General features: G+C 46.1%; 24 protein-coding genes. 7 read left to right on the top strand and 17 right to left on the bottom strand.

Features of this window, described 5'->3' with window-relative positions:
* Window positions 1-153, bottom strand: a complete 153-nt coding sequence (locus BUR42_RS29630) for a lmo0937 family membrane protein (protein ID WP_143197547.1) — start codon at window positions 151-153, stop codon at window positions 1-3.
* A 219-nt stretch (window positions 154-372) separates the two neighbouring features.
* On the opposite strand from BUR42_RS29630, the gene BUR42_RS21945 reads away from it, so the two are divergent.
* Window positions 373-831 carry a ferritin-like domain-containing protein gene (locus BUR42_RS21945; protein ID WP_074241743.1) on the top strand — a complete coding sequence of 153 codons (459 nt, stop codon included), beginning with the start codon at window positions 373-375 and terminating at the stop codon, window positions 829-831.
* 273 nt (window positions 832-1,104) lie between these two features.
* Here the strand turns inward: BUR42_RS21945 and BUR42_RS21940 are convergent, their stop codons facing one another.
* The gene (locus tag BUR42_RS21940; RefSeq protein WP_074241742.1) at window positions 1,105-1,290 is read right to left on the bottom strand and encodes a CsbD family protein; all 186 of its coding nucleotides are present in this window, start codon (window positions 1,288-1,290) and stop codon (window positions 1,105-1,107) included.
* A gap of 367 nt (window positions 1,291-1,657) precedes the next feature.
* On the opposite strand from BUR42_RS21940, the gene BUR42_RS21930 reads away from it, so the two are divergent.
* The 3 genes from BUR42_RS21930 to BUR42_RS21920 all read left to right on the top strand — a co-directional run bounded on the left by BUR42_RS21930 (window position 1,658) and on the right by BUR42_RS21920 (window position 3,984).
* Entirely contained in the window at window positions 1,658-2,023 is a 366-nt protein-coding gene (locus tag BUR42_RS21930; protein WP_074243138.1) for a response regulator, read from the top strand.
* A 63-nt stretch (window positions 2,024-2,086) separates the two neighbouring features.
* Window positions 2,087-3,523, top strand: a complete 1,437-nt coding sequence (locus BUR42_RS21925; protein ID WP_074241740.1) for a sigma-54-dependent transcriptional regulator — start codon at window positions 2,087-2,089, stop codon at window positions 3,521-3,523.
* Between the two features lie 5 nt (window positions 3,524-3,528).
* Window positions 3,529-3,984 carry a low affinity iron permease family protein gene (locus tag BUR42_RS21920; RefSeq protein WP_074241739.1) on the top strand — a complete coding sequence of 152 codons (456 nt, stop codon included), beginning with the start codon at window positions 3,529-3,531 and terminating at the stop codon, window positions 3,982-3,984.
* On the opposite strand, the gene BUR42_RS21915 is transcribed toward BUR42_RS21920, so the two are convergent.
* The 11 genes from BUR42_RS21915 to BUR42_RS21865 form a co-directional block, all read right to left on the bottom strand.
* The gene (locus BUR42_RS21915) at window positions 3,981-4,469 is read right to left on the bottom strand and encodes a VOC family protein (protein WP_074241738.1); all 489 of its coding nucleotides are present in this window, start codon (window positions 4,467-4,469) and stop codon (window positions 3,981-3,983) included. The two genes, BUR42_RS21920 and BUR42_RS21915, sit on opposite strands and share 4 nt — an antisense overlap.
* 17 nt (window positions 4,470-4,486) lie before the next feature.
* On the bottom strand, window positions 4,487-5,644 hold the full coding sequence (locus BUR42_RS21910) for a porin (RefSeq protein WP_074241737.1): 1,158 nt from the start codon (window positions 5,642-5,644) through the stop codon (window positions 4,487-4,489).
* Window positions 5,645-5,668: 24 nt separating this feature from the next.
* A complete protein-coding gene (locus BUR42_RS21905) occupies window positions 5,669-7,009 on the bottom strand; it encodes an anaerobic C4-dicarboxylate transporter family protein (RefSeq protein WP_074241736.1) in 1,341 nt (446 codons plus the stop codon).
* Window positions 7,010-7,044: 35 nt separating this feature from the next.
* Complete coding sequence (locus BUR42_RS21900) at window positions 7,045-8,103, bottom strand: type II asparaginase (RefSeq protein ID WP_074241735.1); 1,059 nt, start codon at window positions 8,101-8,103, stop codon at window positions 7,045-7,047.
* 2 nt (window positions 8,104-8,105) lie between these two features.
* Entirely contained in the window at window positions 8,106-9,512 is a 1,407-nt protein-coding gene (aspA, locus tag BUR42_RS21895) for an aspartate ammonia-lyase (RefSeq protein ID WP_074241734.1), read from the bottom strand.
* Between the two features lie 104 nt (window positions 9,513-9,616).
* On the bottom strand, window positions 9,617-10,084 hold the full coding sequence (locus BUR42_RS21890; RefSeq protein ID WP_074241733.1) for a hypothetical protein: 468 nt from the start codon (window positions 10,082-10,084) through the stop codon (window positions 9,617-9,619).
* A complete protein-coding gene (locus tag BUR42_RS21885) occupies window positions 10,081-10,584 on the bottom strand; it encodes an RNA polymerase sigma factor (RefSeq protein ID WP_143197546.1) in 504 nt (167 codons plus the stop codon). Before BUR42_RS21885 ends, BUR42_RS21890 begins: the two co-directional genes overlap by 4 nt.
* A 102-nt stretch (window positions 10,585-10,686) precedes the next feature.
* Window positions 10,687-12,015 carry a glycosyl hydrolase family 18 protein gene (locus tag BUR42_RS21880; protein ID WP_159442326.1) on the bottom strand — a complete coding sequence of 443 codons (1,329 nt, stop codon included), beginning with the start codon at window positions 12,013-12,015 and terminating at the stop codon, window positions 10,687-10,689.
* 27 nt (window positions 12,016-12,042) lie between these two features.
* Window positions 12,043-13,635: a SusD/RagB family nutrient-binding outer membrane lipoprotein gene (locus BUR42_RS21875; protein ID WP_159442325.1), complete on the bottom strand. Its 1,593-nt coding sequence runs from the start codon at window positions 13,633-13,635 to the stop codon at window positions 12,043-12,045.
* 37 nt (window positions 13,636-13,672) lie between these two features.
* Window positions 13,673-17,146 (bottom strand): SusC/RagA family TonB-linked outer membrane protein, encoded by a 3,474-nt coding sequence (locus BUR42_RS21870; RefSeq protein ID WP_084185753.1) that lies wholly within the window; start codon window positions 17,144-17,146, stop codon window positions 13,673-13,675.
* 38 nt (window positions 17,147-17,184) lie between these two features.
* Entirely contained in the window at window positions 17,185-18,174 is a 990-nt protein-coding gene (locus BUR42_RS21865) for a FecR family protein (protein WP_074241729.1), read from the bottom strand.
* Window positions 18,175-18,288: 114 nt separating this feature from the next.
* On the opposite strand from BUR42_RS21865, the gene BUR42_RS21860 reads away from it, so the two are divergent.
* From BUR42_RS21860 to BUR42_RS21850, 3 genes are read left to right on the top strand one after another with little or no spacing between them, the layout of a single operon-like run.
* Window positions 18,289-18,837: an RNA polymerase sigma factor gene (locus BUR42_RS21860; RefSeq protein ID WP_074241728.1), complete on the top strand. Its 549-nt coding sequence runs from the start codon at window positions 18,289-18,291 to the stop codon at window positions 18,835-18,837.
* A 56-nt stretch (window positions 18,838-18,893) separates the two neighbouring features.
* Entirely contained in the window at window positions 18,894-19,793 is a 900-nt protein-coding gene (locus BUR42_RS21855) for an SAM hydrolase/SAM-dependent halogenase family protein (protein WP_074241727.1), read from the top strand.
* On the top strand, window positions 19,790-20,176 hold the full coding sequence (locus BUR42_RS21850; protein WP_074243136.1) for an acyl-CoA thioesterase: 387 nt from the start codon (window positions 19,790-19,792) through the stop codon (window positions 20,174-20,176). The genes BUR42_RS21855 and BUR42_RS21850 overlap by 4 nt, the downstream gene beginning before the upstream one ends.
* A gap of 4 nt (window positions 20,177-20,180) precedes the next feature.
* Here the strand turns inward: BUR42_RS21850 and BUR42_RS21845 are convergent, their stop codons facing one another.
* The 4 genes from BUR42_RS21845 to BUR42_RS21830 form a co-directional block, all read right to left on the bottom strand.
* Window positions 20,181-20,513: a hypothetical protein gene (locus BUR42_RS21845; protein ID WP_074241726.1), complete on the bottom strand. Its 333-nt coding sequence runs from the start codon at window positions 20,511-20,513 to the stop codon at window positions 20,181-20,183.
* A 48-nt stretch (window positions 20,514-20,561) separates the two neighbouring features.
* Complete coding sequence (locus BUR42_RS21840) at window positions 20,562-21,065, bottom strand: SixA phosphatase family protein (protein ID WP_074241725.1); 504 nt, start codon at window positions 21,063-21,065, stop codon at window positions 20,562-20,564.
* A gap of 161 nt (window positions 21,066-21,226) precedes the next feature.
* Window positions 21,227-23,074 (bottom strand): amidophosphoribosyltransferase, encoded by a 1,848-nt coding sequence (locus BUR42_RS21835; protein WP_074241724.1) that lies wholly within the window; start codon window positions 23,072-23,074, stop codon window positions 21,227-21,229.
* A 403-nt stretch (window positions 23,075-23,477) separates the two neighbouring features.
* The gene (locus BUR42_RS21830) at window positions 23,478-24,869 is read right to left on the bottom strand and encodes a peptidylprolyl isomerase (protein ID WP_074241723.1); all 1,392 of its coding nucleotides are present in this window, start codon (window positions 24,867-24,869) and stop codon (window positions 23,478-23,480) included.
* Between the last annotated feature and the right edge of the window lie 76 nt (window positions 24,870-24,945).

Genomic DNA, 24,945 nt, shown 5'->3' with positions numbered 1-24,945 from the left:
CTAAACAGCCCTTCCACGAATAATGTTGATGAGTATGGCAATAATAGCCAGTACCAGTAATGCATGGATAAGACCACTTGCTGAGTATACAAAGAATCCAAGTAACCAGCCTATAATAAGGATCACTGCGATCAGATAAAGTAAATTACTCATGGCTTTATAGTTTAAGTTCACTATCTGTATTGGAAAAACTGTGCCAATGCATAAAAACGGCAGTATCCTTAACTGTGGCGTATTTCATGGGATACTTTGTGGAAGCTCTTCCCCCATAGGGGGTAAATGATCGTCATAGTTTGAAGGAATACCGCATGTTTCCGGGTGGCAGTGTTTTTGGAGTTATGCTATTATTGATCATCCAAAAAATTAACCGTTATGCAACATTCTGAAAAAACAGCAGAAGTATTGGAAGACCTGGTGAAAATCAACAATGACCGGATCGAGGGGTATCAGAAAGCCATTAAACAAACGGATGATGGTGACCTGAAGATCCTCTTCGATAAAATGGTTGCTGACAGCAAACAATTCACCACTGAATTAAACAAACAACTCCGCAACCTTGGAGAAGAAAGGGAAAGGGACAGTACCATAGCAGGTAAGATCTATCGCACCTGGATGGACGTGAAAGTATCCTTCGGTGGAAACAGCCGGCATGCTATCCTCGCCTCCTGCGAATATGGCGAAGATGCTGCGCAGAAATCCTACCGCGAGGCTTTAGCACAGGACCACTTACCGGAAGATGTGCGTGCGCTGATCACAGATCAGCAAAGAACATTGAAAGCAGCGCATGACCAGATCCGCCATATGAGAGATGTTGAAGCGGTGAATAAATAATCAGTTCTTCCATTTAGTGAGCAACTCCATCGGCCTTTGGTATGTATTTACCAAAGGCTTTTTTATGCCCGGAAGAAGACATAAAAAAAGCCGTCCTGCATGAATTATGCAGGACGGCAAGGCAAGCTATCTGGTTTTATATTGCTTCGCTTTCCACATGAAACACTTTATCATTTTATTGATAAATGTTATGATGCTGCTCACATTATAAAACCTTCACAGCAGCCAATAACTAAAACAACAGCTATGATAAAAGTATAGCCGACGCACCGGCTATAAATCCTTAATTAATTTTTGCACTTCTTCTTTGGACTTGCCCAGCTTTTTTTGCAGTTTACCGAACAGCTCGTCTTCTTTCCCTTCTGTGTACAACAGATCATCATCCGTGAGATCTGCATATTGCTGTTTTAATTTACCTTTGACCTCGTTCCATGTTCCTTTCAATTGTAGTGAGTTCATATGATGGTAGTTTTGTTTCTACAGGTAAAAAGACAATTACTATACCACCAGGCCAAAGCGGTTAACAACTGGAAAAATGATGGATATTTTCGCAGATTGGGGAAACAGGAACAGGGAAAAGTGTGGAATTTTATCCCCACTTCAGCGGCTGAGGCAGGTATTTTGTTCCGGCAGAGTGTTTGCAACTGTTATTGTTGAACTGAAGGGGACTGTAACCATGAGCCACAGAAGAAACACATACTGGAATAAGATATTCGGAAATGTTTTTGGTCTATCGATCATACACCCGGCCCGCGAACACCGCGTACTTATCCCTGCCAAACATGCCAATAGTGTCCCTAAAAAAGATACACAACACCAAAAGATCATGGGAAATTCAATTCTGATCATTGATGATGAACCGGATATCTGCCGCCTACTGCAATTGAATCTCAGCAAGTATGGATATAAAGTAAAATATGTTCATGCCTTGTCGGAAGGCTGGCAATTCCTCAGAAGTCATCCTACTGACGTTCTGTTCCTCGACATACACCTCCCGGATGGCTCCGGGCTGGAAGCCCTGCCTCAGATCAAGAAATTATATCCTGCCCTGCAGGTGATCACTATCAGTGCCTATGACAACGGATTAGAAAAAGAAAAAGCGCTAACAGCAGGAGCGGCCCACTTTTTGCCGAAACCTTTTAACGTAGGTAAATTGCAGGAGATCATTACTGACGTGAAAGTTAGTGATTAGCTTAAGTTAGCATGTGCATAATTAGTCGTAAATTTAATACCCGTCCAATACCAAATAATAAGTATGAAACGTATCCTCATAATTGATGATGAAATAAACATTTGTACCCTTCTGAGCAAGTTTTTAAGTAAACATGGGTTCAAGGTAGATAGTACCATGACCGGCGCTCAGGCTTTAAAAATGATCAAAGAGGAACCTTATGATCTGATATTGTGTGACTACAGGCTGAAAGATACTGACGGTGCCAAACTGTTGAATGACATCCACCAGATCAGCCCGCAAACCGTGGTGATCATCATTACCGGTTATACAGATGTAAGGATCGCAGTGGAAATGGTGAAGAACGGGGCTTATGATTATATTTCCAAACCATTATACCCGGATGAGATCCTGAACCTTGTAAACAAGGCCCTGTCTCAAAAACCGGTAGCCATCAGTGAAATTGCCGTTGCGCCGCATGCGCACGAAGAAAATAATTTGCCTGCTACCCAGCAGCACAAAACCGGCTCTTATGTTTATGGAGAAAGTGAGCCCTCCAAAGCATTGTATCGCGAACTCACGCTTGTTGCACCAACAGATTACAGCGTGATCATTTTTGGTGAAACAGGTACAGGTAAAGAATCTGTGGCCCATCTGATCCATGAGCACAGCAGCCGGAAAGGGCAACCATTTGTAGCCCTGGATTGTGGCAGCCTCTCACGTGAACTCGCTGCCAGCGAGCTTTTTGGTCATGAAAAAGGTTCTTTTACAGGGGCCATCGGCACCAAAATAGGCGCTTTTGAACAAGCCCATGGAGGAACATTATTCCTGGATGAAATATCCAACCTCACATACGATATCCAGGTGGCATTGCTTAGGGTGATCCAGGAAAAACAGATCCGCCGCGTAGGCAGCATGAAGGAAATTTCCATAGATGTACGCCTGATCGTTGCTTCTAACGAAAACCTCTTTGAATCTGTTCAAAAAGGTAAGTTCAGGGAAGACCTTTTCCACCGTTTCAATGAATTCACTATTCATATTCCTCCCTTACGTGCCCGTAGGGAAGACCTTCCGTTTTTTGTGGACTCGTTCATGACCCAGGTAAGTAAAGAGTTGAATAAGCCACCTGTAGTGCTCAGCGAAGAAGTATGGGAATGCTTCCGGCAATACGACTGGCCAGGGAATATCCGTGAACTGAAGAACGTGATCCGCCGCGCCAGCCTCTTAACACCTGCCAATAAAGAAATAAGCATGGCCGCCCTTCCATTGGAAATGAAAGGAGGAGGTACCTTCCGCACAACAATGGCGCCACCACAGGAAACATTTAGCCAGAATGGCGAAGAAGAACTTGAAATGCCTGAGTCTAATGATCTGAAATCCGTAGCGTTAAAAGCGGAATACAATAAGATCATCAATGTGCTCAAGGAAGTGAAGTATAACAAAACCAAAGCAGCACAACTATTGAACATCGACAGGAAAACCCTGTACAATAAACTGCGCCTGCTGAATATTAATTACTAAAATATATGGCCCAGAAAAAGGTACATGTTTTTGAAAAGATATCAGAAAAAGTAGTGTCCGCCACCGGAACCCCCTGGGCCTTTATACTGGCCCTTTCAACAATTATCGTGTGGGGCATAACCGGCCCCATCTTTAAATATTCTGATACCTGGCAGCTGGTGATCAATACCGGTACCACCATCATCACTTTCCTGATGGTGTTCATCATCCAGAAGTCGCAGAATAAAGATTCCAAATCCATTCAGCTGAAACTGAACGAACTGATCGCGGCCACTAAAACCGCCAGTAACCGTTTGATTGATGTGGAGTCTTTATCAGAGGAAGAACTAAATACGCTCCGCCAGTTCTATACAAAACTGGCCCTGGAAACGCCCAAACACCTGGACCTTAAACATTCCCATTCCATTGAGGAGGCGATTGATAATATTGAAGATAAAGTAGAGGCCTTCAAAAAAAGTTAACTTTCCAGCTCCTGCAACAAATTGCTGAGGTTCAGGCGATGTGTATACATCGTCAGTTGCCCGTTCTCATCTTTGGGCCACTGGTCCCGGGGTTTGTCCCAATACAGCTCAACACCATTCTGGTCAGGGTCATTGAGGTACAATGCTTCAGACACACCATGATCTGAAAAACCCGTGAAAGGTACTTTTGCATCGGTTAATCTTTTATAGATCGCCGCAAGGTCTTTACGCGTGGGATATAAGATAGCCGTATGATACAGACCGGGCGCATTCTCCGGAGCCGGCGGCATTCCTTTGCTGTGCCAGGTGTTCAATCCGATATGGTGATGATACCCTCCTGCAGAGATGAAGGCAGCCTGGTCCCCGTATTTCACCATTAATTCAAACCCCAGTAACCCACAATAAAAATCCAGGGAACGTTGCAGGTCTGAAACCTTTAAATGCACATGGCCAATACGTGTCTGTGCAGGAACTGTGTAACTCATGTAGCAAAGATAAGGACTTACAGGATCACCAGCGGACTGATCACCCCAACTGAAATGCGGTAATTATCTGTATTGCGCTGCCCAAGGTCCTGCCTGGCACTTTCCGTGTATTTGTATACCCTGCCTATAAATGCGCCAAATACTTTCAGGTTGAAGTTCTTAACAGGATATACTTCCAGCCCCGGAATATATCCCCAGGCCTGCCGCAGTTTAGTATGGCTGCTTTCAGTGGGTTTCTTCCAGAAAGCATCGTCCAGCATACCCACAAAGAATACATTCACTTTATCAGACACACGCACATCCACCTTTGCCCAATGGCTGACGTAGCGTACATTCTGTGCCGTTTTAATATCAATATTTTCTGTGAATCCTGATACGATCCCCTTCCTGTCCAATTGCTCCTGGCTGAATTTGAAATCGTACTCCAGTTTAACCTTATCCAGGTTGAGCTGGTTACCCAGTGCGAAGTAGTTCATGTACTCATATTCTGCCTCGCGGAATAAGGAATAGGACCAGATGGTATTGAGCTTTCCGTTAAAGAAACTGCCGCGCCAGTTAGCTACGGCAGCAAAGGGGAAACGCGCTTCCTTAATACCGGGAATGGTATCGTACAACTCATAAAAACTGGCCGTACGTGTATTCAGTAATTGCAGCGTGAACTCATGTTTCGTGCCAGGCAACACATATCCAACACCCACTCCGGCCAGGAAATTATCTGCATATTCAACAATATCAGAGTACTCGTAAATATCAATGGGGTTCGCATCAAACTCATAACCACCCCAGTCTGCAGACATTTTACCGGCATAGATCTTCCAGTTGGGTGTAGGATCGAACCGGAGATAGGCCATATCCGTAGAGCGGCTGATATTGTCGATCGACTGGGGCACCACATTGCGTGTATACCTGTCCCGGAAACGGAAATAAACCTTCTCATGCACTTTCCCTTTGATCTCCAGCCTGAATTGTTCCAGCGTAAAACGGGAACGCTGATAAGTGCCTTCACTGAATTCATTCCTGAAAGCCACCTGCATATTCGCGATCATATCTATGTTAGACAACAACGATTGTTTGCTTACCGGGATAATGGGTTGCCCGTTGGCTACCGTATCCTGCTGCCGCTGTGCCATCACAGCCATGGGTACAAATAACAGAACAATGATCAGGGAACGCATAAGAAAGGTTTTTTTAAGGTCCTGCTACCAGAATATACTGGCTAGCAGAAATCCCGCAGCAACGGAAACAGAAACACTCACTAAGCCGGGGATCATAAAACTATGGTTGATCAGATACTTGCCGATATGTGTACTGCCAGTACGGTCAAAGTTGATCGCAGCCAGCAGGGTAGGATAGCCGGGTAATACAAAATCCCCGTTCGTGGCAGGGAACATAGCCACCAGGCTGCTGGGAGGAATGCCCAGTAATACTCCCAGCGGCATCAAAGCTTTGGTGGTAGCTGCCTGGCTGAACAACAACATGCTCAGTACAAACAATGCGATGGAGAATGTCCAGGGGGCAGCTCTTACCATATCTCCCAATCCTCCTTCTATCACTGCTTCGTTCGCTTCCATAAATGTAGCACTCATCCACACCACGCCGAAAATAGATACTACAGCCTGTGCGCCTGCCGTAAACAAACTTGCTTTAGCGATAGCAGTAGTGGTGGTTTTTGTAAGCAACAACATCAGTGCAGCAGCAGCCAGCATCACCAGTTCAATCACAGCGGCCATTTTAATGGTGCCGTTTGCATTCACAGAAAGGTTTGCCTTACCGGGTTCAAAATGCGGCAGCATGTTCGGGAATGCACCTACCAGCACAATCAATAATACCGCAACCCCAAAAATGATCACAGAGGTTTTGGCGCCCTTGGGCAATGGTTTATTATTATCTGCATTCTCTGCATCCAGTTCTTTGGCAAATTCAGGGTCTTTCATTTTCTCAATGAACACGGGATCATTTTCCAGCTCCTTTCCTTTCTTCCACACAACAGCCACCCCTGCCAGGATACCAATAAGGCAGGCAGGGATACATATTTTCAGGATGTGTATCATTTCTATCTGCCCGGCCAGGATAGTGATCATCGCTGCTGTGGCAGCAGAAATGGGGCTGGACGTAATGCCCAGGTGTGCAGCTATTACGGAGATACTGAGTGGCCGTTCAGGACGGATCCTTTTTTTGGTGGCCACTTCTGAAATGATCGGCAGGAGGGAATAAGTGATATGAGAGGTACCTGCAAAAAGTGTAAAGCAGTAAGTTACGAGTGGCCCCATCAAAGTGATCATGGAAGGTTTGCTGCGCAGGATCTTTTCTGCGATGCGTACCATATAATCCATCCCTCCGGCAGCCTGCATGGTTGCTGCAGTAGTTACTACCGCCAGGATGATCAGCATTACATCAATGGGCGGCTCTGCCGGCCGCATACGGAATAAAAAAAGGTAGAGGGCAAGTGCTATCATTCCCATTACGCCAAGGCCTATGCCTTTCATTCTTGCGCCGATAAGAATGGCACCCAACAGGATTGCAAATTGAAGCCAGATCATGTGTTTTATTTATACGATAATTGAAAGCAACGCCATTAATACCTGAAGAACATCTCCTGGATCTTCTTCGGATCTTTGGTTTTTAACAATGCCAGTTGTAAAAGGATGCGTGCTTTCTGCGGATTGAGATCATCAGCTACAATTGTTCCCAGCGCGGCGTCATCAGTTTCGGAATTCAATGTAACTCTTCCACTGCCTGTTCGTGAAGAACGTACAACCACCACACCTTTACGGGTAATATCTTTCACACGGGCTTCCACAGTCGGGTACAGGTTACCATTGCCCACTCCGGCAATTACAACTCCCTGTGCTTTATCATTCACCACCGCATCCAGCAGCACAGGATTCATATTGGCATAGCCGTACAAGATATCTACTTTCGGCAAAGAATTCACCTGGCTGATATCAAATTCTGTCTGAACGGTGTGTTTACGCAGGATGCCGTGGTAATATTCCACCTTCCCGTCGAACACCGTACCCAGGGGGCCGGTGTTCGGACTTTGGAAAGTAGCCACATTGGTGGTGTTGGTTTTAGTCACTTCCCGGGCGGAAAATATCTGGTCGTTCATACATACCAGAATACCCCTGTTCGATGATCTTTTATCTGATGCGGTAACGATCGCATTGTATAGGTTCATGGGGCCATCTGCAGAAATTGCCGTGGCAGAACGCATAGCGCCTGCCAGCACTACCGGTTTTTCTGTTTTAACGGTCAGCTGCAAAAAGTATCCCGTCTCCCCTTCTGTATCTGTACCATGTGTGATCACAATACCATCTACTTCCGGTTTGGCTGCCAGCTCGTTGATCCTTTTGGCCAGCTTCAGCCAAACACTGTCATGCATGGCCTGGCTTCCTACGGAAGCTACCTGTTCTCCGGTAAGGTTCGCAATCTTGCGGGCTTCCGGTAATGCGTTCAGCAATGCGTCGATGGGTAATTTACCGGCTGTGTAAGCAGTGCCCACACTGGATGTACCGGCACCTGCAATAGTGCCGCCGGTTGCCAGGATCACCACATTGGGCAGTTTGCTTTGCTGCTGTGCGGCTACCTGTAATGAAGAAAACAAAACAAAGACGAGGTAGGTGTATGGTTTCATAGCTAACTATTGATAAACTTAGGGCGGATGAGATTCTCGAATGTGAAGATCTCATCCCATTTTTCCTGCGTTACCAGTTTCTTTTCTTTCACGGCAATATCATGTACAGACTTTCCTGTTTCCAATGCCTCTTTCGCAATGGCCGCAGATTTTTCATAACCAATGATGGGGTTTAGTTGGGTTACGATGCCAATGCTCTGCATCACCATTTCCTGCGTACGTGTGGCATTGGCCGTTATACCCACCACGCACTTCTCGCGCAGAGTATTGCAGGCATTGGTCATATAAGTGATGGAAGTGAACAGTGAAAAGCCTATCACGGGTTCCATTACATTCAGTTGTAATTGCCCTGCTTCTGCGGCCAGGGTTAAAGTAAGATCTGCCCCGATCACATAGAAGGCCGTTTGATTCACCACTTCCGGGATCACGGGATTCACTTTGCCAGGCATGATGGAAGAGCCGGGTTGCATAGGCGGCAGGTTGATCTCATTCAATCCGCAACGTGGCCCGGAAGACAACAACCGAAGATCATTACAGATCTTAGAAACCTTCACTGCCGTACGTTTCAGCACACCTGATAATTGAACATAAGCGCCTGTATCATATGTGGCCTCTATCAGGTCAGTAGCCAGGGAAAGACTGAGACCACTTGCTTTATTGAGATATTTGATCACCAGTTCCGCATATCCTTTAGGTGCATTCACACCGGTACCAATAGCAGTGGCGCCCATATTCACTTCAGAGATAAGGCGTTTGCTATCTTCTATCCGGGACAGTTCTTCCCGCAGATTGGTAGCAAAGGCTATGAACTCATCGCCCATGCTCATGGGCACGGCATCCTGTAATTGGGTACGTCCCATTTTCAATACCTGGCTGAATTCCTGGCCTTTTGCATAAAAGGAATCTGCCAGCTCCCGCAGGCTTTCGCTATAGGCTGTGAGCTTATTGATCAGGGCAATGCGGAATGCGGTGGGGTATGCATCATTCGTGGATTGCGAACAGTTCACATGATTATTGGGATGGCAGAAATCATAATTGCCTTTATCTTTTCCCATCATCTCCAGCGCTACATTCGCGATCACTTCATTTGCATTCATGTTCACGGAAGTACCTGCCCCCCCTTGTATAAGGTCTGTAGGGAACTGGTCCAGGAATTCTCCCTGGATCAAACGATCGCTGGCCTTTACGATGGCGGCTGCAATGCCTTTATCCAATGCACCAAGGTCTGCATTGGCCTGTGCTGCTGCTTTCTTCACATACCCCAGCGCCTGCACAAATATGGGCTCGCTTTTCAACTGGATGCCTGTAATATGAAAATTCTCAATTGCACGAAGGGTTTGAATGCCATAATAGACATCCTTAGGGATTTCTTTTTCACCTAAAAAATCATGTTCAACACGTTGTGCCATAAGTCAAATATTGAAGGTTTAGTAATGTTGCTCGGTACTACTATCCTCAATAAACAGCACAAAAGAAGATTTTGTTTAAGGGCGGAAGAAGAGATACGATAATGCTATTTTGGAGACGATTGTTGCAACTCCTTTCTTACTTTTTCTCTTTCCTGCTGACGGTCCTCTACCTGGCGGTATTTGAAGTAGAAATAAATAGCGAGGAATAAACAAAATTTGAAAAGGAGGAAAGCAATTACAAAGATCCATTTCCATATTTTATGGACGGTCATGTAGTTGCTTTGATTATGCTGGATATTGATGAAGGTATAGTTGGGAGGCTTTTTACCAGCGCCGGGATCAGTGTCTGCCCAGCTGAGTGGTTGCAGGGAACGTTCACGTAACTCCATGGGAGGAGGTACGGCATCTTCCAGCCATAATTTCTGAATGGTTTGTTCCACGGCGTTGAACTCTTTGCGCAACTCCGGGTACTCTTTGATCAAACGCTCCAGTTCCTTCGCCTCCTCGGGAGTCGCAAGGCCCAGCACGTAGCTTTCAACCATTCCATTGTCTATGTATTCCTGTACGTTCAATTGTTATTGGAAAATTTTCTGAATGCTATCATCGCCTGCTGTAATAAGAGAAACACCTGTTGTTCAGATAAGCCCAGGCGGGCTGCCACAACTGATCTGGAGAGTCCCATGCAGTAACACTGATTGAACACTTCCCGGCATTCAACGCCAAGCGTGCTGCTAAATTGCATTAAACCACTTTTTGCCAGGATGCTTATATCATTACCAGTTAATCCGGCGTAAGGAATTTCTGCTTCGGCAGTTTCCCTCGCCTGTTTCATTATCCACGAAAATAAGGATATTCCGCCGGAATGATAATATTCTTCGATATTTTTGAAAACATGAACAAATGTTCTTACCAATGCGTTGTTCGCATCCTGCTTCCGCGGAAACAACTGTAATAAAAGCCCATAAACAGGCGCAGCATATTGGTCATATAACCAATGCTTTGCATGGGGATCGCCGGCTTTTATCTTCTCAATTAAAATGCGCTCATCGGGGTACACTGCTGCTCGTTGCAAATATCGGCTGGTTTTGGTGTAGTCTAATTTAGGGAAATTTACTCATACAAAAAAAAGGCCGGCCTCGCGGCCGACCCATTGCTCAATTAACCAAAAAAGCTACTATTTCAATGCGTTATATATTTCTTTCAACAGGGACTTATCATCATTACTGTCAAAATCCACTGCCCAGAGGTAAGCACCTTTGAAGCCGGCCAGTTTGATCTGGTCTGCCTTCTTTTTTGCCAGCGGCTGGCCATTATAGTAAATACCAAAGTTTTTGTCCACTTTCTCCTTGCCTGCTGCAGCGGGGTCCATTCCCAAAATAGTCCTGTAGGGAACATAATCGTAAGAAGCCCATCCCTCATTATTACCATTGGCATCTATGGCATTGTAGCGTAAACCAAAAGCCGGAATGCCGATCACCAGTTTATCTGCGGGAAGATGAAAATCCGTCCAGATCTTGGCGGCGGCCACCATATAATCATAACTGGAAGCCTGTCCGCGTGGTGCTGCAGGCCCTACATGTATCCCATCTTCAAAAGCTCTTACATTCACCCATGTAGCCGCAGCAAGGCTCGGATAATCCCAGTGCTGCCATCCGGCGCCAACTGTTGCAGTAACAATGGCGTTTGCCGGCAGGGCTGCTTTCAGTTCAGTGATAAAAGGAGCCATGGCAGCCTGGTTGGCAGCATAAGCACCTGAATTCACATCACTCATCATCACATCCACACCATCCAGTTTTTTAGCGGTTACATAATTCTTTACGGTATTTACCAAAGCAGCACGCGTAGCCGGATCTTTAATGGCCTGCCCGAAATCATTGGCTTCGTAAATAGCCCATCCGTCAACAGCTGAAAGCCTTCCCGTAAGGCCCAGCAATACTGCTTTACCTGCTATATGCCCACGTGCCACTACTTCATCCATCCTTTGATTGGTTTCTCCTGCGGCAAAATCTACCGTACCATCTGAAGAAACACGGCCGGCCTGGAAGGTTACATGCGTAAGTTGCTCATAGTTGAGACTTTTGGCAGTGCCCGCATCAGAGAGATAAGCATTCACTACTTTATTGTAAGGCTTCAGTGTATAGGTAGCGGGAGGTACTAGGATATTGGCCGAGCGGGTGCTTTTCAATCCTCCATATTCTACATCCAGTAATAAAGTATATTCTCCCGGAGCCGGTGGTGTGAATGAAAATGTTGTATCTGTAGATTTCTGTTCACCATTTACTTTCCAGGATATTTTCACTTTACCTGCGGGTGAATATAACAGCCCGGTATAATTGGCAGGCTGCCCTGGTGCCAGGATCTGCACAGGTGAAACAAAAACGTTCCTGATATCATAAATGCGCGGATAATCCCCGGCGCCAAATTCAGGATCTTTGATCCTTTCTTTGTCGCAAGCCATCAATGCAAGGAGGGACACCAGCAGTATGTATATTTTCTTATGCATGTTCATGGTTGTTAAGTGATAGAATGCTTATTGCTTGTCCCACCATACGCGGGCTGTCCAATCATCATTTCCGCCCATATCCTGCAGGGCTTTATCATAATTCGCTTTATTCTGCTCTTTCTCAGACAGCGGATATTCAAAACGGCGTGGTATGGTATTGATATTGGAATAGCCGGGTTTATACCCTGGTGTCAATTGCGGGAAGCCTGACCTGCGCCAGTTGGCATATGCTTCAGGACCATTCATGAACAGCACTACCCAAAGCTGGTGATTGATCATCTGCAATTCCCTGCCGGGCGCTAACACGTTATCTGCTTTATACTGTGTGATCTTCCCTGTTTCAATGGAAGGCCCGCCGGGATAAAAGCTCAGCTGACGGATACCTGCTTCAATACCATTATTGTAGTGCGTGGTATAATCTCCATTGAGGTTAAGCCCCCAGCGGAAACAGGCTTCGGCCAGTAACAATTCTGTTTCCGCATAAGTAAGATGCAGGAAAGGCGCATTATTGGCAATGAGGAAATTAGCCAGCTGGATCTTTTGCCCGTTGTTGCCGATCTCAAAATCTCCGCGGCCGGGAACCGTAATGGTAAACGTACTCTTCCAGTCGTCCCACACAAAATCACCATTATTGCAACCGGTATATCCCACTACTGCTCTTACCTGTTCGGTAACATCCAGCCGTTCCATGAACTTGTAAGGAATATCAATGTAATACCTGGCCATATGCTCAAGGCGTGGATCGTTGGTATTGCGAAGTGCATTGATGAATACCTGGTTATAACGGTAAGGCACCAACTCTCCCTGGTTGATGGAAGCAGAAAGGCCGTTTCCTCTTACATCCGCATAATTATTCTGTACATTCTCATGCGTCATTTTACACACATCTTCATTACGGCTGAATACGCCGCGGGCAAATGCTTTCTGTACTTCTGCCTTTGCTTTTGTTTCATCCCGTTTTACCAAACGCATGGCCAAACGGAGATGTAATGAGTTCGCAAATTTCTTCCAGGCAGCGATATCTCCTTTATAGAACTGGTCCTGTGCAACCTGGTCTTTAGCAGGGTCCAGCGCAGTAGAAGCTTCTGTGAGTTCTTTGAAGAAATCGTCATAGATATCTGCCTGCTTATCGTATTTAGGATGTACAATGCCTTTGCTGTAACCGGAGGATGCTTCTGAATAAGGAATATCTCCATAGAGGTCCGTTAACCTGGCAAAAACATACACCTTCATAATGCGGCAGATGTTATGCAGGTTTTGTTTTTTCGGATCGTCCTTGGAGCGGTTCACGGCATCTGCGATGTTCAGGATATCATTAGGATAGTTCAGCTCCCAGAGGATGCTCATGTATTGCTGCTGCTTCACATAAAAACCTCCGTACTGGCAGGCCCATGCACCGCCCAGTTGTTGCACCATGGGCATGCAGTTAAAAGTGCCCACGCGTTCATTGGATTCGAGGTCCCCGGAAAACCGGGCCTGGATCAGCGCAAGCTGAAGTGCAGGGTCCATGTTACTGCTTTTTGTGGGATTCACGTTCATGTCCCCAAAATCATCGCAGCTCATCAACCCTGTCACCAAAGCCAGGCATAAGTACAACAGGGAATTATAATAACGTTTCATACTTTTCATTTTTGGTTGTTCAATCGGGCATCTTTTATCAGAACCTTGCATTCAGGTTCAAACCCCAGCTTCTGCGGGAAGGCAGGGAACCATATTCCAGCCCCTGGCCGTTACCATTATTATAGTTGGAATCAGGGTCTACATTCGGCACATTTTTATGCAGGATGAAAGGATTACGGCTAACAATAGCCACCGTTAAAGCATTGATACCGATCCGTTTTAAAAGACCGGATGGCACACTGTACATCAAAGACATTTCGCGCATTTTAATGTAGGATGCATCATATAGGAAAGGGGTGGTGATACCCTTGTTATCACTATAGAAGAGCGACCAGTATTGACCGGGATCTACCGCCGCCGTGTTTTTCACATACTGCTGCTTACCATCAGGCCCCATGCCGTTAGGCACAACGCCCTGCGGAACATATCCTCTTACCTTCCCCTCCTCTTTCCATTCTATTGCCGTTTTATTGGCAGCCAGTCTTTCTTCCTCTGAATGGATCCATTCCTGACGGCCTTCCAGGGTGGTTTTATGACTACCACGGATCACCGCAAAAAGATTGGTCATGGAAAAGAGATCTGCGCCCTGTTTAATATCCAGGATAGCGTTGAAGGTGAAATTCTTATAAGAGAGGGATGTGGTCATACCACCGGTCCAGTCCCAGGTACCTTTACCTAAAACCTGGCGGTTATCTGTAGTAAGCGGGGTAAGGGTTATGGAATCCAGGATCACATTCCCTCCTGCGTCATACTGATAATCATATCCGAGGATAGCACCATAAGGCGTATTAGGTTGTGCTACAACTGAAACACCCAGCCAGCGGGCATCAGAGAGTGTAAGGAATGGAACACCATTTGCCAGTGATTTCACTACGTTCTTGTTACGTGCGGCATTCACACTGATATCCCATCTAAAATCTCCTTTATTAACAGGGGTGGCGGAAAGCGCTATTTCCCATCCGCTGTTGGAGATCACACCTGCATTGATCAGGCGTTGTGTAAATCCTGAAGAAGTAGGCGCCGGCAGGTAATTGATCTGATCTCTTGAGTCCTGTGAATAATAGGTTACATCAAGACCGATGTTATTATTCAGGAACTTCATTTCCGTTCCCACTTCAAAAGAACGGGTACGTGTGGGTTTCAGATCTGTAATAGGCATTATTTTACCATCAACGCCTCCAAGGGCCTGGCCATTAATAGGGTATGGGGCAAGGCTGTAATACAAACCATCCATGAAAGGATCTGTATCATTTCCTACTTCTGCAATAGATGCCCGCAGTTTACCATAACTCAGGGTTTTGCCTTTCAGGTTCAGTGCATCTGAGAATACAAAACTTCCTGATAATGAACCGTAGATATAAGAGTTCACATCCTTCGGTAAAGTAGATGCAGCATCTCTGCGAACGGAGGCATCTAAATAAGCCCAGTTCTTATATGCCACGCTGAACAAGCCATAGAATGAGTTGATACGTTTGCGGGATTCCAGGTCTTCCACCACTTTATCATTGAAGCTGTTAAAGCTGATCACATCTTTCACCTGCATATCTGTAGCCAGCAGGCGGGTACCCGGTTTGGAATATTGGGAAAGGCTGGTACCTAACCTTGCAGCAGCATACCATTTTGGCGTGAATTGTTTTTGGAGGGTAAGCAGGAGGTCTGCTTCTGTGGTCTGGTATTTCTGATCAACTCCTTCATATCTTCCGGTAATAGATCCCGGTGTACTGGGAGGACTGAACTTACGGTAATTGAAATAAGTGAAGTCTGTAGAGAACCTTCCCTGTAAGCCGATCCAGTCTTTGAACTGGTAATTGGCCACCAGGTTGCCGATCACACGGTCCTTTTTAGTGGTGTTCTGCATTTCATTGATCACCCAGTAAGGATTAAGCCGGTATTCTCCTCCTCCCCAGTCCACATAATCCCCGTTTATATTTTTATACCCGGTAGAGAAGATTTCCTGGTCTACATTATTGGCCAGGCCTACAAAAGAGTTACCAATGTTACCGGCATCGTCTCCCAAAGCCGGGCGGTTATTCACTTTTTCCCGCATGTACATCACTTTGGCATCCACGGTAAGTTTCTTGCCGAACTTTGAATTGCTGGAAAAGTTAACCGTGTTGCGGTTCATGTCGCTATTGGGAACAATGTCGTTATTACGCAGGTCGGACAAAGACAGACGAAAGGCCGTGTTATCAGTTGAGCTTGTAAGGGAAATGGTGTTTGTAAAAGTAGAACCGGTACGGAAGAAGTTTTCGATGTTGTTACGTACCAGTCCGTAAGGGCGCAGTTTCCCGTCGAACCCTGTTACCGGCAGATTAGGGTCCAGCCTTGCGCCGAAGTTGCTGAACAAAGTAGTTCTTGCCTGGTCTTTATCACGAGGGATGGTACCACCTGTGCCCTGCCCGTATTCGTATTGGTAATCATCAAAACGGGTCAGTTGTTTTTCCATTGTGGCCGTACTGTTCAGTTCTATGCCAAGCGATTTTTTAAGTGTTCCTTTTTTAGTGGTGATAAGGATAACACCGTGGCCTGCGCGGCTTCCATACAATGCAGAAGCAGAAGGGCCTTTCAGTACACTGATGGTTTCAATATCATCCGGGTTGATAGCAGAGATGGCATCTCCGAAATCAAAACCACTGGAATATTTTTCACTGCCTACCTGGCCATAGTTAGAGTTGTCAATAGGTACACCATCCACTACATACAGCGGTTGGTTATTACCGGTGATGGTTGTATTACCACGAATGATCACACGGGACGAACCAGCGGGGCCACCAGCCGTGCTGTTGATCACCAGACCTGGTACTTTACCGGCCAGTGAATTGATCACATTTGTTTCGCGTGCTCTCTTCATATCGTCACCTGAAACCTCTGCATGTGCATAACCTAAAGCACGTGCCTCTCTGCGGATACCAAGGGCCGTTACCACTACAGCACCCAGTTCCGTCACTTTTTCTTTCAGGGTGATATTTAATACACTGCCTTCAGCACCCGCTATACGAACCAGGGATTCAAAACCTATCATGGTGAATTCAATGCGGTCTCCCTGGTTGGCTTCAATGGTGTACGTTCCATTGTCTACTGTATGCACTGCTTTTTTGAGACGCAGGTTGTGTACGGTTACGCCTGGCAGTGCTTCCCCTTTTTCATTGACCACTCTCCCTTGCAGCGGATGGGTGGCTACTTCCGTGGGGCCACTTGTGGGGCGGATCATCACAATGTTATCTGTGATCCTGTAATTGGAATTAATGGCCTGGCAAAGCCGTGCAACAACTGCATCCAGTTGCTGACTGTCTATTCGTAAATGAATAGAGGTGTTCTCTTTAATGCCGGAGGGATTGTAGGAAAAACGAACATTCGCGGCCTGTTCAATTTGTTTGAACACACTTGAAAGCGCTACATTTTCCCAGTTGAAAGAATACTTTTTTTGCTGCCCATAGGCAAATGTAGTGATGGTCTGCCATAGCAATAGCATAGCAAACATCATACATGAACGTGGTAACGTTTTAGTCATGTATATAGGTTTTAGGTAACCAAAAATTGCGTCCTGTCTTAAAAGCGGATCACTACCTCATTGTTTTCGAGGCGGTAAGTGAACTCATTGGTAAAGCTGATTGCGTCCAGTACTACATTCAGTTGTTGGTTGTTAAATACACCGGTGAACCTTACGGCCTTTCCGGTGGGGCGTTTCTCCAGTTTCACCTTTACTCCATAGTATTCTTCGAGGGTCTTTGATATCTGATCCAGGTCTGCGTTTACAAACTCAACTTTCCGCTGGATCCATCGTTGCATATTCTCAGGCTGATAGTTAGTTTTTTTAATTCCTGCGCCATCTTCACAGATCGCTTCCTCTCCCGGGGTTAATTCCATCGTTTTAGATTGCGCCTCCACTCTCACTTTACCAGATGCCAGCATGATCTGTGCATGGTGGTCTGCGGGGTAACTGCGTACTTTGAATGCTGTACCTAATACAGTGGTAGCGGTTTTGCTGGTGATCACGGTAAAAGGAAGGCTGGCATTTGATCTTACGTCGAAGTAAGCTTCCCCGTCCAGGTATACAGAACGGTCTCCTTTATTGAAGTTGTCGCTCAACTGCAACCTGCTGGCAGTGCTGAGGAGAACGGAGGAGCCATCGGGGAGGGTAAGGCGGGTTCGGTCTTGCAGTCCTGTTGCTGCAAGTGGTGTATAATGGATGCTTTTTTCTTTCTTATTATTAAACACCAGGAAAGAAGCCAGGGCAATGGCCACAACACTGGCGGCGGCGATCCATTTATAGGAAAGCCTGCGTACAGGTGTGGTAACTTCCTGGGCATCAAGACTGTCCTTCAATCTTTGAAGGGCTGCGGTCTTCAGGGAAATAGGGGGATATCCTTGCATGGTGAGGTATAATTCGCGGGCTCTTTCCACTTCAGGTAACAATTGCGGATGCTCCAGGAGCATCTGCTCCCAGTATAGTACATCGTCTTCCGGAGTACCTTTACAGTAGTGGAGGAATGAATCGATCAGCAGTAATTCTTCTGCGGTAGAATGCGAATGCAGCATATACTATATTGGTTGATACTATACAAGTGTGAGAAAGCTTTCGTTTTTACCAATGAATTCAAAAAAATATTTTACTTTACCCATGTCAACCAAAAATTAAGTATTCATCACCCGATGAACCAGCTTCGTACGTCAAAAATTGAAAAGAATTGGCACCTGCTTGCCGGAGGGGACCGTGAGGGCCTTTACGAGTGCTTTGATCTTTTCTATGACGACCTTTTCAGGCTGGGCGTTGCCCTTTACCGCGATGTGGACCTTGTACAGGGATGTATCAATGAGCTTTTCCTGGAATTATGGAAGATCAGGGAACGCCTGAAGGAAGTACAGAACATCCAGCAATATGTGATCACCATCTTCAAACGCCTCCTCTATAAAGCCTCCAATGGCGCCAAAGTGGTGTTGTTCGATGAAGCAGTGCATATGGAGTTAACGCAGTCCTCTTATGAAGAGATGCTCATTGCCCTCCAAACAGACGAAGGACTGAAAGCAAAGCTCCAGGTAGCTATGAAACAATTATCCGGGCGGCAGATGCAATTGGTGCAGATGAGGTTTTATGAAGGAAGGGGATTCAAAGAGATGGCCGAAGTAACAGGGCTGACTGAACGAACGATCTATAATACATTGCATAATGCGTTGCAGGTGTTGCGGAAGGAAATGGATTAAACATATCCCGCAATCCGGGGATGGCCCCAATCTGAAAGTTTCCTTAATTTTATTACATGAAACCATTGCATGTACTCCTGCTGGCGCTAACGATATGTTATAACGCCACTTCCGCTCAATCCAAAGCCCTTGTTCTCCAAACAGATTTCGGCCTGAAAGATGGCGCTGTGTCCGCCATGAAGGGAGTAGCCTTCGGCGTATCCAACGATCTGAAGATCTTTGACCTTACCCACGAAATTCCGGCTTACAACATCTGGGAAGCTGCATACCGCCTGGAACAAACAGCTCCTTACTGGCCCGCCGGCACAGTATTCGTATCCGTAGTAGATCCCGGCGTAGGCTCTGAAAGAAAATCAGTTGTGCTGCAAACCAACAGCGGGCATTATTTTGTAACGCCGGATAATGGAACACTTACCCTGATCGCCAGACACCTGGGTATCAAAGCGGTGAGGGAGATAGATGAAAAGCGCAACCGGCTGCCGGGCTCTTCAGCATCTTATACCTTTCATGGCCGTGACGTATACGCCTATACGGGAGCAAGGCTTGCAGCGGGCGTGATCCCCTTTGATTCCGTTGGCCCTGCCTTACCCAATGCAGTTGTAAACATTCCTTATCAGCAGGCTGAATTCAGGGAAGGCACTATCTATGGTAATATTCCTATCCTGGATATCCAATACGGCAACGTATGGACCAATATCGACGCCGCCACACTGGCCAAACTGAACCTGAAATATAGCGATCAGCTAAACATTCGCATCCTGCATAATAAAAAGCTGGTGTTTGCAGGGGTTATGCCATATGTCACTACCTTTGCTGCTGTAAAAGAAGGTTTACCGCTGGCCTATCAGAACAGCCTGATGAACCTTTCCTTCGCCATTAATTACGGCAACTTTGCAGCGCAGCATAAGGTAGCCAGCGGCCCTGAATGGACCGTAGAAGTAAAATCAAACAGATGAGCAACGAACAAAAGATATTATCCTCGGAAACACGCATTTTCAAAGCCGTATTCCCCAACACCACCAATCATTACGATACCCTTTTCGGCGGTACCGCCATGCAGCTGATGGACGAAGTAGCCTTTATCACCGCTACCCGTTATTCCCGCAAACGCATGGTCACCGTGTCTTCAGACAAGATCGATTTTAATAAACCCATTCCCGGCGGAACCATTGTGGAACTGATCGGTAAAGTGATCCACACCGGGAACACCAGCCTTAAAGTGTCGGTAGAAATTTTTGTGGAGGAAATGTATTCAGAAGAAAGGTATAAAGCGATCAGTGGTACATTCACCTTTGTGGCCATTGATGAATACAAACGCCCTGTACCCATCGATGCCTGATCAACTACAGGATCGTTGCCCGCAGGCTCAGGTAAACATAGAACACAAACAAACCCGTTGCCAGTAACCCGATAATGCCAACGCGGATGGTTTTCCTGTATGCGATCAATAAGAACGCAAAGACCACTACGGTAATAACATTCATCAGGTTCACAGCAAAAACTACCTGGGTAACCTTATTCAGGATGCCAGGCCACTTCCCGGCTATTGTTCTGCCGGTTTCCGTTTGCCTGCTAAAGTAAAATCCTAGGATCTGGAACAGCATTAGCATAGAACCTGCTAATACATAAATGATCATGAACCGATCAATCCTGCGTGCTAATTTTTCTTCGTCCATACTTTTGATAAGCTATCGTGCACCAAGCTACTTAAATATTCCCAAATACTATACGAGGCCTTCACTCTTTGGATAATCGAAGAAAAGGAAACGTTTCTTTGCGCGGTCAAAATCCTCCCAGTGATCGGTTTCGGCTTCTATACCAAAGATGCCGGTGGTGGGAACATTATCGATGCGGATCTCTTCCGTGAGGTAATTGGCAAAATCAGTGATCCCGGGGTTATGGGCAAAAATGGCCACTGCTTTAAAATCGTCATCAATTTTAGTGATCACTTTAAGGAAAGTGGAGGCATAACAGAGATACAGTTCCTCCTCCAGTAAAATAGCCTCTTTTGGATATTTCCATTCCTTGGCCATGATACGGGCAGTAGCGCGGGCACGTTTGGCCGGGCTGGAAATGATCAATTCCGGAACTGTTCCCCTGGTGAGTAGCCTTGTTGCCATTTCAGGAGCATTCAGTTTTCCCCGTTTGTTAAGCGGGCGGTCAAAATCATCCATGTCCGGATCGTTCCAGCTTGATTTTGCGTGACGGATAAGCAACAATGTTTTCATACACATTGTAAACCATTGAGTACAAACACTTATCGAAAATACGGGTTTTTACTGTAAGTTAATGTGTAATGCTATGGAGGGGAAGTTTGGGGCGGGAATTAAGATAAAATTAACATAATTGGCCGGGGAATATATTATTGACAACATATTCCCCATACCACTTAGTAACCTCTTTCGTTCTTGCCTTCCATGTAGTTCATAAAGGATTTATTCACTACGCGGTTACCACCGGGAGTAGGGTAGTTACCGGTGAAGTACCAGTCCCCAAGGTTATTGGGGCAGCTGGCATGCAAGCTTTCAATATTCTGGTAGATCACTTCCACATTAGCAGAGATACCGGCTGGTGTAATGATCTGTGCAATCTTTTTAGAGATCTCTTCCGGTGTGAACGCTTTGTAGACATTCTTCACCACATTCTGTGCATGGAGGGTATTGGTACGCTCCAGTTCTTTACAGAGACCGTAGGCTTCCTGCAGGATATAATCCTTGCCCTGTTCCCTGATCAGTGCGATGGCTGCCTGGAAGGCCACAAACTCACCCATCTTACTCATATCTATACCGTAACAGTCCGGATAACGGATCTGTGGGGCAGAGCTCATGATAATGATCCTTTTCGGGCCAAGGCGGTCCAGCATTTTGATGATGCTTTCCCGCAGGGTGGTTCCTCTGACAATAGAGTCGTCTATTACAACAAGGGTATCCGTGCCTGGTTTAACGGTACCATACGTGATATCGTACACGTGCTGCACCATTTCATTCCTGCTGGCATCTTCTGTAATGAAGGTGCGCATCTTCACATCCTTGATGGCAATCTTATCTATCCTGATCCTGCGGTTCACCATTTCCTGGAGCTTCTCTTCATCGAAATCCTTACCCCAGGACATGATCCTTTCTACCTTGATGCGGTTCAGGTAATCTTCCAGGCCTTTGATCAGGCCATAAAAGGCTACCTCTGCCGTATTGGGAATGAAAGAGAAGATAGTGTTACGCAGGTCGTTATCAATTGCTTTCAGCACAGTTTCGGATAAATGATACCCGAGTGCTGAACGTTCTTTATAGATCTTTTCGTCGTTCCCGCGGGAGAAGTAGATGCGCTCAAAGCTACAGGCGCGGCGTTCTTTAGCAGGAATGATCTGTTCAATAGAATAATCTCCGTTCTCTTTCACGATGAGTGCAGTACCCGGCATCAGTTCCATTACCTCATTCTCCCCAACGTTAAAAGCAGTACGGATAGCGGCCCTTTCGGAAGCAGCTACGATCACTTCATCGTTGATATAGTAATAAGAAGGACGGATACCATGAGGGTCGCGGATCACAAAGGAATCGCCGGAACCGATCAGGCCGCAGACGTGGTAACCACCATCGAACATGGAGAATGCCTGCTGGAGGATGGATTTAACATCCAGGCCGTTCTGGCGTACTTCATCTTCTTTGGCGAGGAAGTGGTGTACTACTTCCAGCATGGCGGCGAGATCACTGTTCTTATGGGTTTCGCCGGGTGATACTTTTACAAAGTTGAAGAGTTCGTCCACATTCACCAGGTTGAAGTTGCCTGCCATGGTAAGGTTGCGGGCGGGAATGGTGTTGTAGCGAACAAAGGGATGGCATAACTCAACGTTATTCTTTCCTTGTGTAGCATAACGGAGATGCCCTAACAGCAGTTCTCCCAGGAAGCGCATGTGGCCTTTCAGGAGACCGGGGTATTTGGTGATCTCCGGCTGGTATTTTTCTATTTCTGCAATTTCTTCTCTGATCTTGGCGAAGACGTCGCCGATGGGTTGGGGTTCACTACTACGGATCCTGTGCATGAAGGGGACGCCCGGTTCCGTGTGCAATTTTACTGCGGCTACTCCTGCGCCGTCCTGACCACGGTTGTGCTGTTTTTCCATGAGGAGATACAGCTTATTCAATCCGTAGAAAACCGTTCCGTGCTTTTGCTGGTAGTAACTGAATGGTTTTCTTAATCTTATGAATGCTAAACCGCATTCATGCTTTATCGCGTCACTCATGCTGTAAAATTGAAGACGCAAAGTTACGCTTAAATTATTAAACCTCCTTCTCTTTAGCAAAGGCTTCACAGTTCTCCCGGGAACGTGCCGGGGGCTTGGATTAGGGGATTTTATTTTTTAGCAGGAAGGGAGTACTTCTAAAAACTGCGGTGATCTGTTGGATGTATCTCCGGGAATGGGCAGATCTTTTCTAAAAAACGAAATCATGAGGGGCTCTGCCTTTTTCTAAAACACCCCCGAAAGGGTGTTTGTACTTCTATTTAAAATACCCAACCTTTCAGGGGGCTGGCACTTCTTTACAAAAACCTACACCTTTCAGCCGCTGATACTTCCCTCAAACAAAAATCCCGGACCTCTCTGGGAGGATCCGGGATAGTGTTACTTTATCGTTGTTGCGAATGATCTACTTCTGCGCGACCGCTCCTGCCGTCCACTTCGAAACATTGGCACACTCGGTGTACTCAGGTTCCACGTGAACATAGAAGGTAGGGATCTTGTCCATCAGCCATTTGTTCAGCGCTACTACTTGTTTCTCCTGCAAAGTACGTTGCTGGATACGGGAGTAGTCGTCTTTCAGGTTCTCTCTGTGAGGCTGGGTACGTGTTTTCAGATATACGAGGCGAATTCCTTTACGGCCCTGCTCATCGTCGAACAGCATAGGTTTGCTTACGCCACCTGGTTTCAGGGAATCCAGCATCATTACAATATCCTTGGTGGATGGATCATTCAACTGATCTACTGTAATGTAAGTGCTGCCTGTTTGAGGATTCTGCAGCATACCGCCGTTAAACTTAGCCATCGGCTCATCGCTGTATTTTACAACGGCTTCACCAAAGGTCATTTTTCCGGAAATGATATTCGCTCTTACAGTATCCAGTTTATTCATGGCAGCAGTGATATCTGCTGTTACGATATTAGGCTTGATAAGGATGTGCTGCACTACCACGTTATCCCCGGCACGTTTGATCATTTTGATCAGGTGGTAACCGAATTGGGATTTAACGGGAGAAGACATATCCCCTTCCTTTAAACGGAAAGAAGCGGCCAGGAAGTCCGGGTCCCAGTTCTTATCGTTCCTGTTCAGGGTATAAGTACCGCCATTCTCTTTTACACCGGGGTCTTCAGAGTAAAGGCTGGCGTATGTGCTGAATTCACCTTCTTTCTTTTCTACTTTGCTTTTGAAATCCAGCAAACGGTCTATGGCATATTTATCCATTTCACGGCTGGCTTTCGGCAAGATCATCAGCTGACCGATCTCCAGTTCTGATTCATAGAAAGGAAGACTGTCTGCAGGGATCTTTTCAAAGCTGGTCTTTACTTCTGTAGGCGTTACTTTCACAGCGTTCACCACCTTGTCGCGCATGGCTTTTGCCAGCATACTTTCCTTGATGGCATCACGGAAACGCTCACGGAGCTGGTAAATAGTGTAACCCGTTACTTCCGTCATTTTCTCACGACTTCCATAACGTTGTTCTGCCCAACGGATCTGGCTTTCGATACGGCCATCCACGTCTGCTTCGCTGATCGGCAAACTATCCCGTTCAGCTTGTAAAACCAATATTTTTTGTGCGATGATTTGTTCAATAGCAGAGCAGGAAGCGTTTGGTGGTAAAGGTTGCCCTTCCAGCGCCTGCTGTTGCATATCTACGAGGGCAGATTCAATGTCCGATTTAAGGACGATCTTGTCTCCCACTTTGGCAACGATCTTATCGGCTACCACTTTCTGTCCCTGTTGTGCTACTGCTACCTGGAAAAGCAGCATAGCGCCTAAGGAGGATACGAGAATTTTTTTCATAGTAACGTTACTGTAATACCAAAATAACCAATAAAAAATTAGCCGTACAAAGACGGCTAATCTATTTAACAAAAAT

Origin of the sequence: Chitinophaga niabensis, assembly GCF_900129465.1 — a bacterium.
GTDB classification, from domain to species: domain Bacteria; phylum Bacteroidota; class Bacteroidia; order Chitinophagales; family Chitinophagaceae; genus Chitinophaga; species Chitinophaga niabensis.
The sequence above is the reverse complement of the archived record's forward strand: the minus strand, read 5'-3'. Positions and strand labels throughout refer to the sequence as shown.

Excerpts from the sequence above, each read along its gene's own strand:
- aspA (WP_074241734.1), bottom strand. The coding sequence starts at position 9,512 with ATGGCACAACGTGTTGAACATGATTTTTTAGGTGAAAAAGAAATCCCT.
- BUR42_RS21870 (WP_084185753.1), bottom strand. The coding sequence starts at position 17,146 with ATGACTAAAACGTTACCACGTTCATGTATGATGTTTGCTATGCTATTG.
- BUR42_RS21905 (WP_074241736.1), bottom strand. The coding sequence starts at position 7,009 with ATGATCTGGCTTCAATTTGCAATCCTGTTGGGTGCCATTCTTATCGGC.
- BUR42_RS21945 (WP_074241743.1), top strand. The coding sequence starts at position 373 with ATGCAACATTCTGAAAAAACAGCAGAAGTATTGGAAGACCTGGTGAAA.
- BUR42_RS21840 (WP_074241725.1), bottom strand. The coding sequence starts at position 21,065 with ATGAAAACATTGTTGCTTATCCGTCACGCAAAATCAAGCTGGAACGAT.
- BUR42_RS29630 (WP_143197547.1), bottom strand. The coding sequence starts at position 153 with ATGAGTAATTTACTTTATCTGATCGCAGTGATCCTTATTATAGGCTGG.
- BUR42_RS21930 (WP_074243138.1), top strand. The coding sequence starts at position 1,658 with ATGGGAAATTCAATTCTGATCATTGATGATGAACCGGATATCTGCCGC.
- BUR42_RS21940 (WP_074241742.1), bottom strand. The coding sequence starts at position 1,290 with ATGAACTCACTACAATTGAAAGGAACATGGAACGAGGTCAAAGGTAAA.
- BUR42_RS21915 (WP_074241738.1), bottom strand. The coding sequence starts at position 4,469 with ATGAGTTACACAGTTCCTGCACAGACACGTATTGGCCATGTGCATTTA.
- BUR42_RS21880 (WP_159442326.1), bottom strand. The coding sequence starts at position 12,015 with ATGCATAAGAAAATATACATACTGCTGGTGTCCCTCCTTGCATTGATG.
- BUR42_RS21860 (WP_074241728.1), top strand. The coding sequence starts at position 18,289 with ATGAACCAGCTTCGTACGTCAAAAATTGAAAAGAATTGGCACCTGCTT.
- BUR42_RS21910 (WP_074241737.1), bottom strand. The coding sequence starts at position 5,644 with ATGCGTTCCCTGATCATTGTTCTGTTATTTGTACCCATGGCTGTGATG.
- BUR42_RS21875 (WP_159442325.1), bottom strand. The coding sequence starts at position 13,635 with ATGAAACGTTATTATAATTCCCTGTTGTACTTATGCCTGGCTTTGGTG.
- BUR42_RS21855 (WP_074241727.1), top strand. The coding sequence starts at position 18,894 with ATGAAACCATTGCATGTACTCCTGCTGGCGCTAACGATATGTTATAAC.
- BUR42_RS21845 (WP_074241726.1), bottom strand. The coding sequence starts at position 20,513 with ATGGACGAAGAAAAATTAGCACGCAGGATTGATCGGTTCATGATCATT.
- BUR42_RS21865 (WP_074241729.1), bottom strand. The coding sequence starts at position 18,174 with ATGCTGCATTCGCATTCTACCGCAGAAGAATTACTGCTGATCGATTCA.
- BUR42_RS21925 (WP_074241740.1), top strand. The coding sequence starts at position 2,087 with ATGAAACGTATCCTCATAATTGATGATGAAATAAACATTTGTACCCTT.
- BUR42_RS21900 (WP_074241735.1), bottom strand. The coding sequence starts at position 8,103 with ATGAAACCATACACCTACCTCGTCTTTGTTTTGTTTTCTTCATTACAG.
- BUR42_RS21850 (WP_074243136.1), top strand. The coding sequence starts at position 19,790 with ATGAGCAACGAACAAAAGATATTATCCTCGGAAACACGCATTTTCAAA.
- BUR42_RS21920 (WP_074241739.1), top strand. The coding sequence starts at position 3,529 with ATGGCCCAGAAAAAGGTACATGTTTTTGAAAAGATATCAGAAAAAGTA.
- BUR42_RS21830 (WP_074241723.1), bottom strand. The coding sequence starts at position 24,869 with ATGAAAAAAATTCTCGTATCCTCCTTAGGCGCTATGCTGCTTTTCCAG.
- BUR42_RS21835 (WP_074241724.1), bottom strand. The coding sequence starts at position 23,074 with ATGAGTGACGCGATAAAGCATGAATGCGGTTTAGCATTCATAAGATTA.